Annotated in this window: 16 protein-coding genes; 6 read left to right on the forward strand and 10 right to left on the reverse strand. The window is 68.4% G+C overall.

What is annotated here, in order from left to right:
* The first annotated feature begins 617 nt into the window (after window positions 1-617).
* Complete coding sequence (locus tag MKK67_RS11695) at window positions 618-1,649, forward strand: acyltransferase family protein (protein WP_279601589.1); 1,032 nt, start codon at window positions 618-620, stop codon at window positions 1,647-1,649.
* Window positions 1,650-1,662: 13 nt separating this feature from the next.
* On the opposite strand, the gene MKK67_RS11700 is transcribed toward MKK67_RS11695, so the two are convergent.
* The 3 genes from MKK67_RS11700 to MKK67_RS11710 are packed head-to-tail and all read right to left on the reverse strand — an operon-like array spanning window position 1,663 to window position 4,896.
* Window positions 1,663-3,138, reverse strand: a complete 1,476-nt coding sequence (locus MKK67_RS11700; protein WP_243964628.1) for a flavin-containing monooxygenase — start codon at window positions 3,136-3,138, stop codon at window positions 1,663-1,665.
* Window positions 3,135-4,043: an alpha/beta hydrolase gene (locus MKK67_RS11705; RefSeq protein WP_243964637.1), complete on the reverse strand. Its 909-nt coding sequence runs from the start codon at window positions 4,041-4,043 to the stop codon at window positions 3,135-3,137. The genes MKK67_RS11700 and MKK67_RS11705 overlap by 4 nt, the downstream gene beginning before the upstream one ends.
* A gap of 1 nt (window position 4,044) precedes the next feature.
* Entirely contained in the window at window positions 4,045-4,896 is an 852-nt protein-coding gene (locus MKK67_RS11710; protein WP_243964646.1) for an SDR family NAD(P)-dependent oxidoreductase, read from the reverse strand.
* 102 nt (window positions 4,897-4,998) lie between these two features.
* Between MKK67_RS11710 and MKK67_RS11715 the strand changes: the two genes are divergently transcribed.
* Both MKK67_RS11715 and MKK67_RS11720 read left to right on the forward strand, forming a co-directional pair.
* The gene (locus MKK67_RS11715; RefSeq protein ID WP_243964653.1) at window positions 4,999-5,640 is read left to right on the forward strand and encodes a TetR/AcrR family transcriptional regulator; all 642 of its coding nucleotides are present in this window, start codon (window positions 4,999-5,001) and stop codon (window positions 5,638-5,640) included.
* A 56-nt stretch (window positions 5,641-5,696) separates the two neighbouring features.
* Window positions 5,697-6,944 (forward strand): NupC/NupG family nucleoside CNT transporter, encoded by a 1,248-nt coding sequence (locus tag MKK67_RS11720; protein WP_243964655.1) that lies wholly within the window; start codon window positions 5,697-5,699, stop codon window positions 6,942-6,944.
* A gap of 416 nt (window positions 6,945-7,360) precedes the next feature.
* Here MKK67_RS11720 and MKK67_RS11725 read toward each other — a convergent pair whose 3' ends face one another.
* The 3 genes from MKK67_RS11725 to pqqA (MKK67_RS11735) form a co-directional block, all read right to left on the reverse strand.
* Window positions 7,361-8,335 (reverse strand): NAD-dependent epimerase/dehydratase family protein, encoded by a 975-nt coding sequence (locus tag MKK67_RS11725; protein ID WP_243964658.1) that lies wholly within the window; start codon window positions 8,333-8,335, stop codon window positions 7,361-7,363.
* 216 nt (window positions 8,336-8,551) lie between these two features.
* Window positions 8,552-8,641 carry a pyrroloquinoline quinone precursor peptide PqqA gene (gene pqqA, locus MKK67_RS11730; RefSeq protein WP_007559225.1) on the reverse strand — a complete coding sequence of 30 codons (90 nt, stop codon included), beginning with the start codon at window positions 8,639-8,641 and terminating at the stop codon, window positions 8,552-8,554.
* A gap of 78 nt (window positions 8,642-8,719) precedes the next feature.
* On the reverse strand, window positions 8,720-8,809 hold the full coding sequence (gene pqqA, locus MKK67_RS11735; protein WP_007559223.1) for a pyrroloquinoline quinone precursor peptide PqqA: 90 nt from the start codon (window positions 8,807-8,809) through the stop codon (window positions 8,720-8,722).
* Between the two features lie 436 nt (window positions 8,810-9,245).
* Between pqqA (MKK67_RS11735) and mgtE the strand changes: the two genes are divergently transcribed.
* Window positions 9,246-10,616 (forward strand): magnesium transporter, encoded by a 1,371-nt coding sequence (gene mgtE, locus MKK67_RS11740; RefSeq protein ID WP_243964668.1) that lies wholly within the window; start codon window positions 9,246-9,248, stop codon window positions 10,614-10,616.
* A 180-nt stretch (window positions 10,617-10,796) separates the two neighbouring features.
* Here mgtE and MKK67_RS11745 read toward each other — a convergent pair whose 3' ends face one another.
* Entirely contained in the window at window positions 10,797-11,039 is a 243-nt protein-coding gene (locus tag MKK67_RS11745) for a hypothetical protein (RefSeq protein WP_243964670.1), read from the reverse strand.
* 169 nt (window positions 11,040-11,208) lie between these two features.
* Here MKK67_RS11745 and flaF point away from each other — a divergent pair, with 169 nt between their 5' ends.
* Window positions 11,209-11,583 carry a flagellar biosynthesis regulator FlaF gene (gene flaF / locus MKK67_RS11750; protein ID WP_243964676.1) on the forward strand — a complete coding sequence of 125 codons (375 nt, stop codon included), beginning with the start codon at window positions 11,209-11,211 and terminating at the stop codon, window positions 11,581-11,583.
* 18 nt (window positions 11,584-11,601) lie between these two features.
* Here the strand turns inward: flaF and MKK67_RS11755 are convergent, their stop codons facing one another.
* Complete coding sequence (locus tag MKK67_RS11755; RefSeq protein ID WP_243947442.1) at window positions 11,602-12,015, reverse strand: flagellar biosynthesis repressor FlbT; 414 nt, start codon at window positions 12,013-12,015, stop codon at window positions 11,602-11,604.
* Between the two features lie 190 nt (window positions 12,016-12,205).
* Here MKK67_RS11755 and MKK67_RS11760 point away from each other — a divergent pair, with 190 nt between their 5' ends.
* On the forward strand, window positions 12,206-12,979 hold the full coding sequence (locus MKK67_RS11760) for an SDR family NAD(P)-dependent oxidoreductase (RefSeq protein ID WP_243964678.1): 774 nt from the start codon (window positions 12,206-12,208) through the stop codon (window positions 12,977-12,979).
* Here MKK67_RS11760 and MKK67_RS11765 read toward each other — a convergent pair.
* Together MKK67_RS11765 and MKK67_RS11770 are read right to left on the reverse strand one after the other, a co-directional pair.
* Window positions 12,957-13,919 (reverse strand): DMT family transporter, encoded by a 963-nt coding sequence (locus MKK67_RS11765; RefSeq protein ID WP_409568394.1) that lies wholly within the window; start codon window positions 13,917-13,919, stop codon window positions 12,957-12,959. The two genes, MKK67_RS11760 and MKK67_RS11765, sit on opposite strands and share 23 nt — an antisense overlap.
* Before the next feature lie 343 nt (window positions 13,920-14,262).
* A complete protein-coding gene (locus MKK67_RS11770) occupies window positions 14,263-14,799 on the reverse strand; it encodes a TetR/AcrR family transcriptional regulator (RefSeq protein WP_243964682.1) in 537 nt (178 codons plus the stop codon).
* Window positions 14,800-14,827: the final 28 nt, after the last annotated feature.

Below are 14,827 nucleotides of genomic sequence, written 5' to 3' on the forward strand. Positions count from 1 at the left end.
TGCAGGATCAAGCGTTACGGCGCCTTCTGGACCACCCCCACCTCCAACTCCTCCCCACAAGGGCTAGCGAATTCACACATCTGGGTCGGCAGGATACGCTGGAGACACCACGGCTCTCCCTCCCCCCTCTGCGGGGGAGGGTGGCCCCCGAAGGGGGTCGGGAGAGGGGAGCGACGGTGCAGGATAGAGCGCTTACCCTCACGCCTGCTCTGCTTCATCCGGAAGCCGGGTTCCCCTCTCCCGACCCCTGCTGACGCAGGGGCCACCCTCCCCCGCAGAGGGGGGAGGGAGCGCGCTCCTGCCCTTCCGGACCAGGACCTGCCGGTACCGGCATGGCACCAAGGGGAGTTGTGTGAACGTCGTAGCCGCAAGGGGGAGGAAAGCGTGTCGCGTCTCGCCCGAACGCTGTGCCAAACACCTCGAAAGGGCTGGCTCCGAGATCATCGGGAGCAGCCTATGTGTCGACGGAATCGGTGAGCGGAGCCGGCTGCGACGTGTTGTAGCGATGCCAACAAAAGCTCCAGACATTGAATAGAGTTTGTGCCGTGTCAAACTTGACATTTTCCGGGTTATGTCAGTCTATATGATGATATGTTGTTACATTTAGGCTCGGAAGTATGACGCCACAGGTGCGATATGAGATCTTGGATGGGCTGAGAGGAGTTGCTGCAGTCGGGGTTATGCTTTTCCATCTGTCGATCATCGATTTGCCGCTCGCGCCGCATGGCTATCTGGCGGTCGATTTCTTCTTTGTCCTGAGCGGCTTCGTCTTGTCCCACGCCTATGCGGGTCGACTCCGCGTCATGCCGCTCAGTGATTTTATGCGGCTGAGACTCATCCGGATGCTTCCGCTCAGCGTGCTGGGACTGTTGGTCGGCAGTCTTTATTTCTTGATGAGATTTTATGTTCAGAACTATTCGCAATACGGGTTGGCGGATATCACCATTGGAACCTTGTTCAATGCTGCCTTGCTGCCGAAGCCATGGACGAGTCCGGCGCCGACGGACACGATCTTCACGACCAATTCGCCCCTCTGGTCCTTGTCCCTCGAAATGCTCATGAACATCGTCTGGGCCGCGTTCTTCTACAGAGCGCGGTCGTCGATCCTGTTGCTTCTGGTGCTTGTGTCCGCGATCAGCATCACCGTTCTCGCCATCGAGAATGGGTCGGCCGATATAGGCGCCACCTGGCCCACCTATCCGGGCGGTCTCGCCCGGGTTGGATTTGGGTTCTTCATCGGTGTCGTCCTGTGGCGGTACCGGCCAGAACCTGATCGCGGCGGCTTTCTGCCCGAAATCGCGGCGGTTCTGCTCATCGCCGTCCTGTTCGTGCCGGATATCGGCCCGGAATTCGATATCTTCGCGATCCTCGTCGTGTTGCCGGCGATCATCTATCTCGCGGCCTGTTCGGATTATCGCAAGGAACGGGCGCTGTTCAGAGTCGCCGGTGCGCTGTCATACCCCCTCTACGCCATCCATGTTCCGATCCTGCAGTTCATGGTCGGCTTCATGAAGATCCTTCACCTGGAGGATCGCCGGGCGTTCGTCGCCATGCTCGCCGTGCTCGTGTGCATCGGGATCGCCTATGCGCTGGATCGTTTGTACGATCGCCCGGTGCGCAGGTTGTTGACGCAGGCGTTCGTCCGCTGAACGTGCGCGGGTCTCACCCCAGCCGGTAATCCGCCATCCGCGCCCGCCGGGCGCTGCGGCGGTAGGCCATCACCGAGTCGGGCCACAGGGTCGTGTTGCGCCCCTGGGCATCGAGGTACCAGCTGCGGCAGCCACCCGCCTGCCAGATGCTGTCGGCGAGCCGGGTCCGGATCCGGTCGAGGAACCGGGCCTGCGCCTCCGGGCGGACCTCGATGTCCCGGGCGCCCCGGCGCAGGGCCGCCAAGCAGTCGAGCACGTGCTGCACCTGAACCTCGATCATCGCGATGATCGAGTTGTGCCCCAGCCCGGTATTGGGCCCGAGCAGCATGAAGTAGTTGGGGAATCCGGCGACCGTGATGCCCTGGTAGGCGCCCATCCCGCCGCCGGCCCAGGCATCGGCCAGGCGCAGGCCGTCGCGCCCGACGAGCTTCATCCGGGCGAAGCTGCCGGTCACGTCGAAGCCGGTGGCGTAGACGATCACGTCGAGCTCGTGGGCGGTGCCGTCCGCCGTGGTCACACCGGACTCGGTGATCCGCGCGATGTCGGCGGTCTCAAGCGTGACGTTCGGGCGCTGGAGGGCCGGATAATACGTGTCGGAAATGAGCACGCGCTTGCAGCCGAGGCGGTAGTTCGGCGTCAGCTTCGCCCGCAGGTCCTTGTCCTTCACGGCCTTGGCGAGGTGGTGGCGGGCCAGGCCCTCGGCCTGCTTGGTCAGCTTCGAGACCTTGGTGAAGCCGAACAGCGCGCGCAGCTCGTGCAGCCAGAACAGCCGCGCCCGCTCGATCTGCCGGAGCAGCGGCAGGCGCCGGTAGCGCGCCTTCGTGGCCTCCGCGATGGCGTGGTCGTGCTTGGGCATGATCCAGGGCGGGGTGCGCTGGAACAGGGTGAGGTGGGCGGCGACCTTGGCGAGTTCCGGCACGACCTGAATCGCGCTCGCCCCGGTGCCGATCACCCCGACGCGCTTGCCCGTCAGGTCGACCGAATGGTCCCACGCCGCCGTGTGGAAGGCCGGACCCGCGAAGACGTCCCGGCCGGGCAGTGCGGGATAGGCCGGATGGTGCAAACCGCCCATGGCTGAGACGATCGAACGGGTCGTCAAAGGCCCGCGATCGGTCTCCACGTGCCAGAGGGCGCGGGCTTCGTCCCAGGTCGCCCCGGAGAACGCGGTGCCGAGCTGGATCAGCGGCGTCAGGCCGTGGCGCTCGGCGGTCTCGCGGAGATAGGCCTGGATTTCCGGCTGCGGGGCATACATCCGCGTCCAGTCGGCCTTGGGGGCGAAGGACAGCGAGTAGAGGTGCGAGGGCACGTCGCAGGCCGCACCCGGATAGGTGTTCTCCCGCCAGGTTCCGCCGATATCGTCCCCCTTCTCGATCACCCGCAGGGGACCGATCCCGGCCTGCTTGCAGCGGATCGCCATGGCGAGGCCGGAGAAGCCGGCGCCGACGATCAGGACCTCCAGGGTCTCAGGGGCGGTTGCGTGCGCACTCATCGCGAAGCACTCCCCGATCCGCCCGCGTTCTGCGGGGCATGGGCCTTCAGAAAGTCGGCGGCCTCGTCGAGGGAGGCCCGCGCCTCCGGCAGCATGTGCGCGGCGAACTGCCAGGCATGCGACACGACCGGGAAGACCTTCAACTCGGTCACCACCCCGGCCGCCCGGGCCTTCTCGGCCATGCGGATGGAATCGTCGCGCAAAACCTCGCGCTCGCCGACATGGAACAGCAGGGGCGGGTAGCCGGTCGGGTCGGCGTTGATCGGAGAGATCCGCGGATCGGCCGGGTCGGCTTTGCCGAGATACATGGTGCGGATCACCGCCAGCGCCCCGGGGTCGAACATGGCATCGCGCCACGCATTGGTGTGCCGCGAGCCGTCCTCGGAGACGAAGTCGGTGGCCGGCGAGAACAGGGCCGCGGCCCAGGGCAGGGGCAGGCCGCGCGCCCGCGCCTCGCCGATCAGCACCAGGGCCATGTTGGCGCCGGCCGACTCGCCGGCGACGCAGGCCGGCCCCTCGGCGCTGAACGCCTGCCAGACCGCCATCACGTCCTCGACCGCCGCCGGGAACGGGTGCTCGGGGGCGAGGCGATAGTCGGGGACGAACAGCGTGAAGCCGCGATGGGCCAGCGCCCCGGTGACGGGCCGGTGGGTCCGCGGCGAGCAGGCGATGAAGCCGCCGCCATGGATGTACAGCATCCGCAGCCCGGCCCCTGATTTCGGCCGGACCCATTCCCCCCGCACCCCGCCGACCGTGCCGGGCTCGTAGGTGACGCCCTTGGGGTCGGGGAAGGCCGGCGCCTCGAAGATCCGGCGGAACGCGGCCGCGTCCCGGGCCTTCGACAGGGGGCCGCGGACCTTGTTGCGGACCATCCAGGTGCCGAGATACGCACGCAGGCTCGCCATCTCAGACCTTCCCGCCGGACAGGCGCACGATCGTCTTCCAGTAGCCCGACGGCATCAGCCTCTGGATCAGGGCCGCGCTGTTCGCGTCCTTGCCGATCAGGATACGGGGCTGCCGGCGCTCGATGCCGCGGATGATCGCGGCCGCAGCGTCCTCGGGCGAGAGCGTCAGCAGCTTGCCGAACGCCTCCCGGGCCTTCTCGTCCTCGACCCGGGCGCGCTCGGCCGCTTCCGGGTCGGTGGGCGGCCGCGTGCCCCGAGCGCTGCGGGCGATGGCGGTGGCGACGCCGCCCGGATGGACAACCGTGACCCCGAGCCCGGTGCCGGCATATTCGTGCCGCAGGGCCTCGGTGAAGCCGCGCACCGCGAACTTGCTGGTGGCGTAGGCGACCTGGCCGGGCGGGGCGATCAACCCGAACAGGCTCGACAGGTTGACGATCTGGGCCGCCGGCCGGGCGCGCAGCATCGGCAGGAAGGCATGGCACATCCGCACGACGGCGCGCAGGTTGATGTCCATCAGCCACTCGAAATCTTCGAGATGGGTCTCGTCGAACCGCCCGCCCAGCGCCACGCCGGCATTGTTGATCAGGATGTCGAGGCGGCCGAAGCGGCCCTCGGCCCAGTCCGGGAGCTTTTGGATCGCCTCGGCGTCGGCGAGGTCGAGAACCTGAGTCTCCACCGCGGCGCCGGCCGCGCGGGCCTTGCCGGCGACGGCCTCCAGGGCCGCCGCGTCGCGGTCCACCAGCAGAAGGCTGCAGCCCTTGGCCGCCAAGCCCAGCGCCAGGGCGGCGCCGATGCCGCTCGCCGCGCCGGTGATGAGCACCACCGCGCCCGCGAGTTGGAGTTTCTGGGCCAAGCCTCGCCTCCCGTTCCGCCGGGCAGGCCCGACGACCGCACGGGGATAGCCTCCACCGCGCGGATTGTCTAGGGTGAATACCCTAGATCGGATTTGGAGATCATGCTGAAGGGCGACGGCCGAAGAGGGCAGGGGGGCGAAGGCCTGGAGCGACCCACGGGGACGCGGGAAAAAATCCTCGCGCAGAGCCTCGCGCTGTTCAACGCCCGCGGCCTCGGCCGGGTGACCACGGCGGAGATCGCCGCCGCCTCCGGGATCCGGGAGGGCAACCTCCAGTACCACTTTCCGCGCAAGAGCGGCCTGGTGGAGGCGCTGTTTGCCGCCTTCGAGGTCGAGGCGGAGGCGGTGGCCGGGCGGATGCCGGCCGATCCCGCCGCTCCCGAGGCGCTGCTCACCTATCAGCGCGGCTGGTTCGACCTGATCTGGCGCTATCGCTGCGTCTACCGCGACGGCATCGCCATGGTGGAGATCGCCCCGGCTTTGCGCCCGCGGGTCCATGCCCTGCGGGTGCGGACGCAGGCGCTCGCCCGCGGCGTGTTCGAGGCGGCCGTGCGGGCCGGGCGGCTGCGGATCGAACCGGACGCCCTCGGGCGGCTCATCGACAATGCCTGGATCGTCTCCAGCCACTGGATGAGCCACCGGCTCCAGGGCAACACCGAGCTGACCCAGGCCGATCTCGACTGGGGTTTCGCGCAGGTCAGCGACCTGTTCGCCCCCTACCTCGGGGCCGATCGCCCGGGTTGACGGGGACTTGGCCCGAACCTTCCATCCGGCGGCCAAGCTCGAGACCCAAGGAACCGATGCCCGACCGACTGATCCATGCCGGCTTCTCCGTCCTGCTGCTGCTGGCGATCGCCGCCCTGTTCTCCACCAACCGCCGTGCGATCCGCCCCCGGGTCGTGCTCACCGCCCTGGCCTTGCAGGTCGGGCTCGGCGCCCTGGTCCTGTTCCTGCCCGCCGGGCAGGCCGCACTGAAGGCCGCCGCCGACGTGGTGGCGACGGGGCTCTCCTACGGCGACCGCGGCACGGCGTTCCTGTTCGGCGGGCTGGTCGAGCCAAAGATGTTCGAGCTGTTCGGCGGTTCCGGCTTCATCCTGGCCCTGCGGGTGCTGCCGCAGATCCTGTACGTCTCGGCGCTGATCGGGGTGCTGTACCATCTCGGCGTGATGCAGGCGCTGGCCCGGGGCCTCGGCGCCGTGCTGCGGCGGATCCTCGGCACCTCGCCGATCGAATCGTTCTCGGCGGTGATCACCATCGCCATCGGCCAGAGCGAGATCGCGGTGGCGTTGCGCCCATTCCTGCCGCTGCTCACCGGAGCGGAGCTGTTCGCCGTGATGGCGAGCGGCGCCTCCTCCACCGCCGGGTCGATCCTGGCCGGCTACGCGGCGCTCGGCGTGCCGATGACCTATTTGCTCGCGGCCTCCGTGATGGCGATCCCCGGAGGGCTGCTCTACGCCAAGATCCTGATGCCCTCCACCGAGCCCACCCGGATCGCCACCACCCGCGTGGAGTTCGGCGAGACCCGGGCGGCCAACATCATCGAGGCGGCGGCCGACGGCACCCAGAAGGGCCTCGCGGTAGCGGTCTCGGTGGGCGCGATGCTGATCGCCTTTGTCGGCCTCATCGCCCTCGCGAACGGGATCGTCGGCTATCTCGGGGGCCTCGCCGGCTTTCCGGCGGCCTCGATCGAGGGCGTGCTCGGCTGGGCGCTCGCCCCGCTGGCCTGGCTCCTGGGCGTCCCCTGGGACAGCGCCACGCTGGTCGGCGGCGCGATCGGCCAGAAACTCGCCTTCAACGAGTTCCTGGCCTACGCCAACCTGTCGCCGAGCCTGAAGGGCGGCGCCCTCGATCCGCGCTCCCAGGCGATCGTCTGCTTCGCCCTGTGCGGCTTCGCCAACTTCGCCTCGATCGCGATCCAGCTCGCGAGCTTTTCCAGTCTCGTCCCCGAACGCCGGGCCGAAGTCGCCCGCTACGGGCTGCGGGCGATCCTGGCCGGGACGCTGTCGAACCTCACCAGCGCGGCGATCGCCGGGATGTTCGTGGCCTGAGGGGCTCCGATGTTCACACAGCGCACGGCGAAAGGCGCGGCGCGCGCTCCTCCCCCTTGCGGCTACGGGCTACACAGACTTGAAACACAAGCGTTGTTGCAGGCCGCGACGCACCCCCTCTCCCGTGCGGGAGAGGGTTGGGGTGAGGGACCAGGTCTTTCCGGAGAGGTCGCATCCCTCACCCTGTCCCTCTCCCGCACGGGAGAGGGGACCCGCGCCTTCTGCACCCGAGGCATGATCACGGCTACGACATTCGCACATCTCACTCTGGTGCCATGCCGGTACCGGCAGATCCTGGTCCGGAAGGGCAGGTGCGCGCTCCCTCCCCCGCAGAGGGGGGAGGGAGAGCCGCGGTGTCTCCAGCGTATCCCGCCGACCCCAATGTGTGCCTCCGCTCGGCCTGAGCAGAAGGCGCGTCAGGGACCGAAGGCCGGGCCGTCGTATCCGCTCTCTTTCGGCGACACGTAGGACGGGTCGTGCGCGAAGGGCAGGGGCCGCCCGTCCCGCAGGGCGTCCAGGATTTCGGCGAAGCCGGTCCGGCAGCGGAAGCCGAGCGCGGTCTCGGCCAGACGCGACTCATAGACCCGGCCGATGCTGGCGGGCAGCGTCCAGCCCCTCCGGGCGTAGAGCGCGGCGGCGTCGGGGAAGTGGCGCGCGATGACGGCGGCCGCGTCCCGCTTCAGGTCCCGGGCCTCGGCGCGGTCGAACGGCGTCGGCGCGGACAGGATGAACAGGCCGAACCCGAGCGCGGGCGCCCGCATCAGCGCGGCGACGTGCGCCTCGGCGGCGTCCTCGACGGTCAGGCGCCGGTTCAGGAACTCGTTCGCCTTCAGGTTTTCGCCGGAGAGGTCCCGATGGGTGTCGTCCTCCTCCGGAAAGAACCGGCCGGTGCGCAGGACCACGCAGGCCAACCCGCGCTCGGCAGCGGTGAGGCGGCACAGGCCCTCGGCGGCGAGCTTGGTCACCCCATAGATGTTGCGCGGCGCCAGCGGCCCGCTGGTCTCGTCCAGCCAGATCGCCGCCTCGCCGGCTTCCTCACGGATCGCCTGGCTGATCATCAGCGAGGTCGTGGAGGTGAACACGAACCGGTCGTTGCCGGCCGCCACCGCCGCTTCCAGGAGGTTCAGCGTGCCCGTGACGTTGCAGTCGACGAAGGCCTGGGCCGGGTAGCGCGCGATGTCGGGCTTGTGCAGGGCGCCGGCATGGATCACCGCCTCGATGCCCCGGTCGAACGCCCGGCTGACCAGGCTCCGATCCGCCACCGAGCCGACCAGATCGGTCTCGGGCCCGGGGGCCAGGTCGAGGCCGGTCACGCGATGGCCGAGGGCCCGCAGGCGCGGGGCGAGGAACCGGCCGAGCCAGCCGGAGGAACCGGTGAGCAGGACGTGCATGGCCCGACCCTAAAGGACCGGCGCCCCCGTCTGGGAGAGCGCCACGACTTCTCGAAGGATCCCGGGCGGCGTCCGCTGCACGCGAGCGCCGAGGGATGAGGTCGGGGCTAAGAAATCCGAAGTGCCGCCGGCGATCAAGATCGCCCAGCGGGACACCCCACAAACAAAAAGCGCCGCTTCAGCTGAAGCGGCGCCCAAAAACGTCCGAGGAACGTCTTAGTTGAACGTGTCGATCTCAGCCGACTCGTAGCTCGTGACTTCCATGCCGACGCAGATCTCGGACACGACGGGAGCGGACCAGGCCATGATTTCCTCCAAGGAATAGATGTTTGGTGATTAAGACCGCCATCCCAGGATCTACAGCGATCCAGGGACTGAGTCGACTCAGTTGAACGTGTCGATCTCGGCCGACTCGTAGCTCGTGACTTCCATGCCGACACAGATCTCGGACACGATCGGGGCAGACCAAGCCATGGCGTCTCTCCTCGTTGTTGCTGAGATCCATATAGGCAATATCTTGGACGCAATACAAGTGAGCACAACACTTATATTTCTCATAGGCGCCTGACCCGCTTCGGTCGTCCCTGGCCGCGGCGTCCCGGCCACAGCGTGCCGCGCGCGTGAAACGGGCCCGGGACGGAGGCCGGTTTCGGCTTGACGGATTTTTCCCGCAGGGGCACGAGGCAGCCGTGCGGGGCCGCCATCCGGGGGGCGCCGCGCTCCCTTTCAGCATCGACCAGCGAAGCGACGTGCCAGACCGATCGTGCCTGCCGTGCCCGGCGACGCGCCGTCATCCCGCCTGAGCCGCTGAGGGGCCCGGCCGCGGGGTGCGCGGCGTGGCTGACCGGTCGCGGCCCTGAGAGCCAGCAAGACCGGCGGCGCGCCGTCTCGTAACCCGCGAGGCGAGGCCATGAACGAGATCGCCCCCATCGACGCGCGCGTCGACCCGTCCGTGCTGGCCGCGCGCCTGTCGGACGAGCGCGCCCCCGACATCGTCGAGGCCTTGAACGAGGAGGCCCCCGAGGTCGCCGCGGCGATCATCCTCGGCCTGCCGATGGAGCGGGCGATCGAGGTCCTGGACCAGCCGGAGCTCGACTGCGCCGCCGACATCATCGAGATGCTGCCGCGCGACCGGGTGGCCGCCTACCTCTCGGGCATGTCGGCCGACCGGGTCACGGACGTGTTCCGGGAGATCGAGGAGCCCGGCCGCTCCGACCTGCGCGCCCGCCTCGACGCCGAGACCCGTGGCGCCGTCGACCGCCTGTCGGCTTACGGCGAGGAGACGGTCGGCTCGCTGATGACCACCGAGTTCGTCACCGTGCCGGGCACTTGGACGGTGGGCCAGACCCTGGAGCACATCCGCCACGTCGAGAAGACCCGCGAGACCATTTACGCGATCTTCGTGCTCGACCCGCGCACCCGGGCGCTCACCAAGGCGGTGCCCCTGCGCCGGCTGATCTCGGGCGACCCGAACGACAACGTGCTCAGCGTCGCCCCCGGCCGGCGGCCGCTGGCCGTCTCGCCGACCGCGAGCCGCGAGGAGGCCGCCCGGCTGATCTCGAAATACGACCTGCTGGCGCTGCCGGTGGTCGACGCGGTCGGGCACGTGATCGGCATCGTCACGGTCGACGACATGATCGACGCCATGATCGAGAAGCAGACCCAGGACGTGCAGCGCTTCGGCGGCATGGAGGCGCTGCCCGAGCCCTACATGGATATCGGCTTCTTCACGATGATCCGGAAGCGCGCCGGCTGGTTGTGCGCGCTGTTCCTCTCGGAGATGCTCACCGCCTCGGCCATGCAGGGTTTTGAGGGCGAATTGGAGAAGGCGATCGTCCTGACCCTGTTCATCCCGCTGATCATGAGCTCGGGCGGCAATTCCGGCAGCCAAGCGACCTCGCTGCTGATCCGGGCGCTGGCGCTGCACCAGATCCGTCTCAGCGATTGGTGGCGGGTGGCCCTGCGTGAATTGCCCACCGGCATCGTGCTCGGCAGCATCCTCGGTGTGATCGCAGTGATCCGGATCGTGGCCTGGCAGAAGCTCGGCCTCTACGATTACGGCGAGCACTGGCTGCTGGTCGCCGCCACGGTCGGCGCGGCTCTCGTCGGCATCGTGATGTTCGGCTCGCTCGCCGGCTCGATGCTGCCGTTCATCCTGCAACGGATCGGTTTCGACCCCGCCACCGCCTCGGCCCCGTTCGTGGCGACCCTGGTCGATGTCACCGGGCTCGTGATCTATTTCTCCGTGGCGCTGCTGATCCTGCGGGGGACGCTGCTGTAGGGGCGCGGTCGCCCACATCCTTCATCCTCGGAGCCGGCGGATCGGGTCGTTGCACGGCGTGACGGCCGGCGGATGGATCGACCGATGCAGGGCCGCCTTCCTGAGTTCCGTCTGGCCCTGATCCTCTGCGTCGACCGTGGCGCTTACGACCGAGCCCGATCTATGACTCCGCCCGTCCGGTCACGGCGCCACCGACCAGAACCGCTGGCGGTTGAACAGCATGTCCCGCGTGCCCACCGTCGGGCCCTCGGCCGGCTTGGCGCAATCCGGCTCGCGCGGCTTCGGGACGGCGGCCAGGGCCGCCACCACCGGCGCGGGCCTCAGGCCGAGGCGCGACTGGACTTCCGGTTGCCGGGCCGCCGCGATGGTCAGAACGGCGGCGATCAGACCACCAGCCACTGTTCCGAGGAAGAAATTCAACATCTCTGACGCGATCCGGAGGCCGGTTTTCTGGGGCCACAATCTCTGGTCCCTGTCCAACCCGGCGGGATCATGGCGGACCGCATGCTCACGTGGCCTTAACACTTGATCTGCGACAGCTACACGCAAGCCTGCCCGCCCGGCAGGTCTGATGACGGGGGCTGGACCACCTATGAACTACGCCGCCAACGCCTATGCCCGGACATCCCGGTCGGCTCCCTTGACGCCGCGCGAGGCCGAATCGGCGGTCCTGATCAAGGCGGCCCAGCAGCTGATCGGCGCCAGCCACGGGCTCGCCACCGGCAACACCAAGCAGCTCAACGAGGCCCTGTCGTTCAACCAGCGCGTCTGGACCATCCTGGCCTCCGAGGCGACCGCCGACGAGAACCCGTTGCCGGTCGATATCAAGCAGGGCATCTGCAATCTGGGCGTGTTCGTGCTGCGCAACTGCCTCGACACGATGATCGACCCGACCCCGGAGAAGATCGCCAACCTCGTGGCGATCAACAACGAGATCGCGGCCGGCCTCCAGGGCAATCCGGGCTGAGATCGGGTTTCGGCGCGGTCAGGCGGCCGCGCCGGGCTCCGGGGGCTTGGCCGCCTGGGCCAAAGCCGCGCTCTCCCACTCGACGAGCTTCCGGCCGAGCTTGATCGCCGGATAGAAGGTCCCGGCCTCCACGGCCTCGGCAATGGCGGCGATCTGCGGGGCCGCCGCCGGCGCGAGCCGAATCAGCTCCGCGGCCTGCCGGAAGAACAGGTCGATGCCCGACGCCGGGTCGTCGGCGAGGTAGATCACCGTCAGGGTCAGGTGGATCTGCTTGCAGGCCGTGTCGGCCTCGCTCTCCGTGATGATCTCGCTCTCGCGCAAAAACTTGCACTGGGTCTCGATCAGGAAGGTCGAGCGTCGGTCGCCGTTGCGAATCAGGGCGCCGTTGATGATCAGCCGTTCGAACGGCTTGAGTTCGAGGCGAAGCGGCATCGCGTGTTCCTTTCTAGAAGACGCGCCGATCTGATTCCGAAAGCGTTAACGTTTGGACAATGGTTGCCGACCCTCGGCATCCGGGCCGGCGATCGGGACAAGATTGTCGCGACCCGCTAAACCTCGACTCTTCGAAGAGCCTTCGCAGGGTTCGTGATTCTGCGACGCCTCAGCCTTCGGAGAATTGCCGATGTCCTCTTCCTCGACGCGCGCCATCTACCCGTCACGGCGCGACAAACGCATCCTGGTGACGGGCGGCGCCTCCGGGATCGGCGAAGGTCTGGTCGAAGCCTTCGTCGCCCAGGGCGCCCGCGTCGCGTTCTGCGACATTGCCGATGAGGCCGCGCAATCGCTGGTCGCGCGGCTTTCCCCGGGCGCGGCGCATCCGCCGCTCTACCGGCGCTGTGACCTCACCGATGTCGAGGCGGTCCGCGCCCTGGTGGCGGAGGCGGAGACGGCGCTGGGCGGCCTCGACGTGCTGGTCAACAACGCCGGAAACGACGACCGCCACAAGCTCGAAGACGTGACGCCGGCCTACTGGGACGACCGGATGGCGGTGAATCTGCGTCACCTGTTCTTCGCCGCGCAGGCCGCGGTGCCGGCGATGCGCCGGGCCGGCGGCGGCGTGATCCTGAACTTCGGCTCGATCAGCTGGCATCTCGGGCTGAAGGACATGCCGCTCTACCAGACCGCCAAGGCGGCGATCGAGGGGATGACCCGGGCGCTCGCCCGCGACCTCGGCCGTGACGGCATCCGGGTCTCCGCCATCGTGCCCGGCAACGTCCAGACGCCCCGTCAGGAGCGCTGGTACACCCCGGAGGGCGAGGCCGAGATCGTCGCCTCCCAGTGCCTGGACGGCCGGATCCAGCCTTCCGACGTCGCCGCCCTGGTCCTGTTCCTGACCTCCGACGACGCCCGGATGTGCACCGGGCACAATTACTTCATCGACGCGGGCTGGCGCTGAGGCGCGAATTAAGCTCACGAGTCACCCGCGACACGCGGCGGAGGAGCCGGCCGTCGATGGCCGCCAGGCCGCAGCCGATCAGCGCCATGCCGAGATAGTGCCGCGGCTCGAGATGCTCGCCTAGCACCAGCGCCCCGAGCAGGATGGCCGAGACCGGGATCAGGAAGGTGACCAGCGAGAGGTTCGTCGCCCCCGCCCGCGCCAGGATGCGGAAATACAGCACGTAGGCGAGCGCCGTGGACAGCGTCGCGATGCCGAAGACCGCACCCCAGACGGGCGCGCCGGGGATCGGCAGGGTCCAGGGCCGGTCGACTGCGAGCGCCACGGGCAGCAACACCAGCGTGGACATCGTGACCTGTCCGGCCGCCACCGCGAGCGGCGGCACGCCGAGGCGTAGGAAACGCCGCCCGAACACGCCCGCGAAGGCATAGGATAGGGCCGCGCCGAGCACGGCGAGTTGCGCCAGGAGGCCGGCACTGAGCCCGGCCAACGCCGTGGGCCCGACCATCACGGCGACGCCGCCCAAGCCCACCAGCACCCCCGCGAGCCGGTTGCCGGTCATCCGCTCGTCGGCGGTGAGCAGGTGGGCGACGATGACGGTGAAGAGCGGCGTCGTGGCATTGAGGATGGCGGCGAGGCCGGACGCGATATGGGTCTGCCCCCAGACGATGAGACAGAAGGGCAGGACATTGTTCAGCAGGCTCATGCCGAGGCAGGCCGTCCAGATCCTGAGCCCGCGGGGCAGGCGCAGCCCGGTCAGCGGCAGGACGAGGTTCAGGATCAGCGCGGCGAGCCCGACCCGCAGGACGACCAGGGTGAGGGGCGGCAGCTCGGAGAGCGCGATGCCGGTGAAGAAGAACGAGCCGCCCCACAGGTCGGACAGGGCGAGCAGCATCGCCCATTCGGGCGCGGACATGGAGCGGTTTCCGGCGGGCGACATAGCGGATCTCCAACAGGTCGATCCGAGCCTAGGGGTCCGCTTCGGGAGCAGGCAACCCGTTTCTTGCTGTTGAATTCACCCAATCCAAGAGACCAAGGAATCGATTTCTGATCAGATGAAATCGTGCCTCACGTAGATCGGCAATCATTGCTGAAATATTTTCTTCTGATGCCTCAAATGGGGATTTTTTGACTTAGACCATATCCTGAATGACTTCGGCGCAACGAGAGCCTCGGCGAAGCCCGCCGGCCGGCGGCGCGTTCTCTGGATTCCACCGCCAAGGGATGCGCACGCCTCCGATCGCGAGGGGGTGCTCGATAGCCGGCAGATCAGGCCGCGCCGCTCACGCGGTTTCCAGCCCTACCAGCCGAAAACAATGCGCCACGATCTTGGGCTCGATCGCGTCCGCTTGCCCTTTCCTGGCGGCGTCCAGGATGACGCCATGAAGGGCGTTGAACAGGAAAACGGCCGTGAAACGCGCGTCGTCGATCGCCCAGGTCGTCGCGTCGCCGCCATCGGCGAGCAGTTGCGCCAGATGGTCGATCAGGACGTTGTCGGCCAGACCGTCCTGGTTGGGCGGCGGCACGTCGGTGAAGACGATGTCGTGCAGGCGCGCGGATGCGGCGTACCCGCGGCCGCAAGCCGTCGCCCAGGCCGCCAGCTTCCCGCTCCAGTCCCCGTCCGGCTGTTCTTCGACCGCGGCCGCGATGGTGCCCAGCAATCGCGCGACGAAGCGCCGGCGCAGGCCCTCGACCACATCCTCTTTCGAGGCGAAGTGCAGGTAGAAGCTGCCCTTCGCCACGCCCGCCCCGGTCGTGATCTGCTCGATCGTGGTCGCGGCGACCCCCTGATCGAGGAACAGGCGCTCGGCGGCGTTCATCAGATCCTCGCGCCGTTCCTGGGGGGGC

The sequence above is a fragment of the Methylobacterium sp. J-072 genome, from assembly GCF_022829425.1.
In the GTDB taxonomy this organism is placed as follows: domain Bacteria; phylum Pseudomonadota; class Alphaproteobacteria; order Rhizobiales; family Beijerinckiaceae; genus Methylobacterium.

What these genes read in the sequence shown, in the direction of transcription:
- MKK67_RS11695 (WP_279601589.1), top strand. Translation starts at nt 618, where the DNA reads ATGACGCCACAGGTGCGATATGAGATCTTGGATGGGCTGAGAGGAGTT.
- MKK67_RS11700 (WP_243964628.1), bottom strand. Translation starts at nt 3,138, where the DNA reads ATGAGTGCGCACGCAACCGCCCCTGAGACCCTGGAGGTCCTGATCGTC.
- MKK67_RS11705 (WP_243964637.1), bottom strand. Translation starts at nt 4,043, where the DNA reads ATGGCGAGCCTGCGTGCGTATCTCGGCACCTGGATGGTCCGCAACAAG.
- MKK67_RS11715 (WP_243964653.1), top strand. Translation starts at nt 4,999, where the DNA reads ATGCTGAAGGGCGACGGCCGAAGAGGGCAGGGGGGCGAAGGCCTGGAG.
- MKK67_RS11720 (WP_243964655.1), top strand. Translation starts at nt 5,697, where the DNA reads ATGCCCGACCGACTGATCCATGCCGGCTTCTCCGTCCTGCTGCTGCTG.
- MKK67_RS11725 (WP_243964658.1), bottom strand. Translation starts at nt 8,335, where the DNA reads ATGCACGTCCTGCTCACCGGTTCCTCCGGCTGGCTCGGCCGGTTCCTC.
- pqqA (WP_007559225.1), bottom strand. Translation starts at nt 8,641, where the DNA reads ATGGCCTGGTCCGCTCCCGTCGTGTCCGAGATCTGCGTCGGCATGGAA.
- pqqA (WP_007559223.1), bottom strand. Translation starts at nt 8,809, where the DNA reads ATGGCTTGGTCTGCCCCGATCGTGTCCGAGATCTGTGTCGGCATGGAA.
- mgtE (WP_243964668.1), top strand. Translation starts at nt 9,246, where the DNA reads ATGAACGAGATCGCCCCCATCGACGCGCGCGTCGACCCGTCCGTGCTG.
- MKK67_RS11745 (WP_243964670.1), bottom strand. Translation starts at nt 11,039, where the DNA reads ATGTTGAATTTCTTCCTCGGAACAGTGGCTGGTGGTCTGATCGCCGCC.
- flaF (WP_243964676.1), top strand. Translation starts at nt 11,209, where the DNA reads ATGAACTACGCCGCCAACGCCTATGCCCGGACATCCCGGTCGGCTCCC.
- MKK67_RS11755 (WP_243947442.1), bottom strand. Translation starts at nt 12,015, where the DNA reads ATGCCGCTTCGCCTCGAACTCAAGCCGTTCGAACGGCTGATCATCAAC.
- MKK67_RS11760 (WP_243964678.1), top strand. Translation starts at nt 12,206, where the DNA reads ATGTCCTCTTCCTCGACGCGCGCCATCTACCCGTCACGGCGCGACAAA.
- MKK67_RS11765 (WP_409568394.1), bottom strand. Translation starts at nt 13,919, where the DNA reads ATGTCGCCCGCCGGAAACCGCTCCATGTCCGCGCCCGAATGGGCGATG.
- MKK67_RS11770 (WP_243964682.1), bottom strand. Translation starts at nt 14,799, where the DNA reads ATGAACGCCGCCGAGCGCCTGTTCCTCGATCAGGGGGTCGCCGCGACC.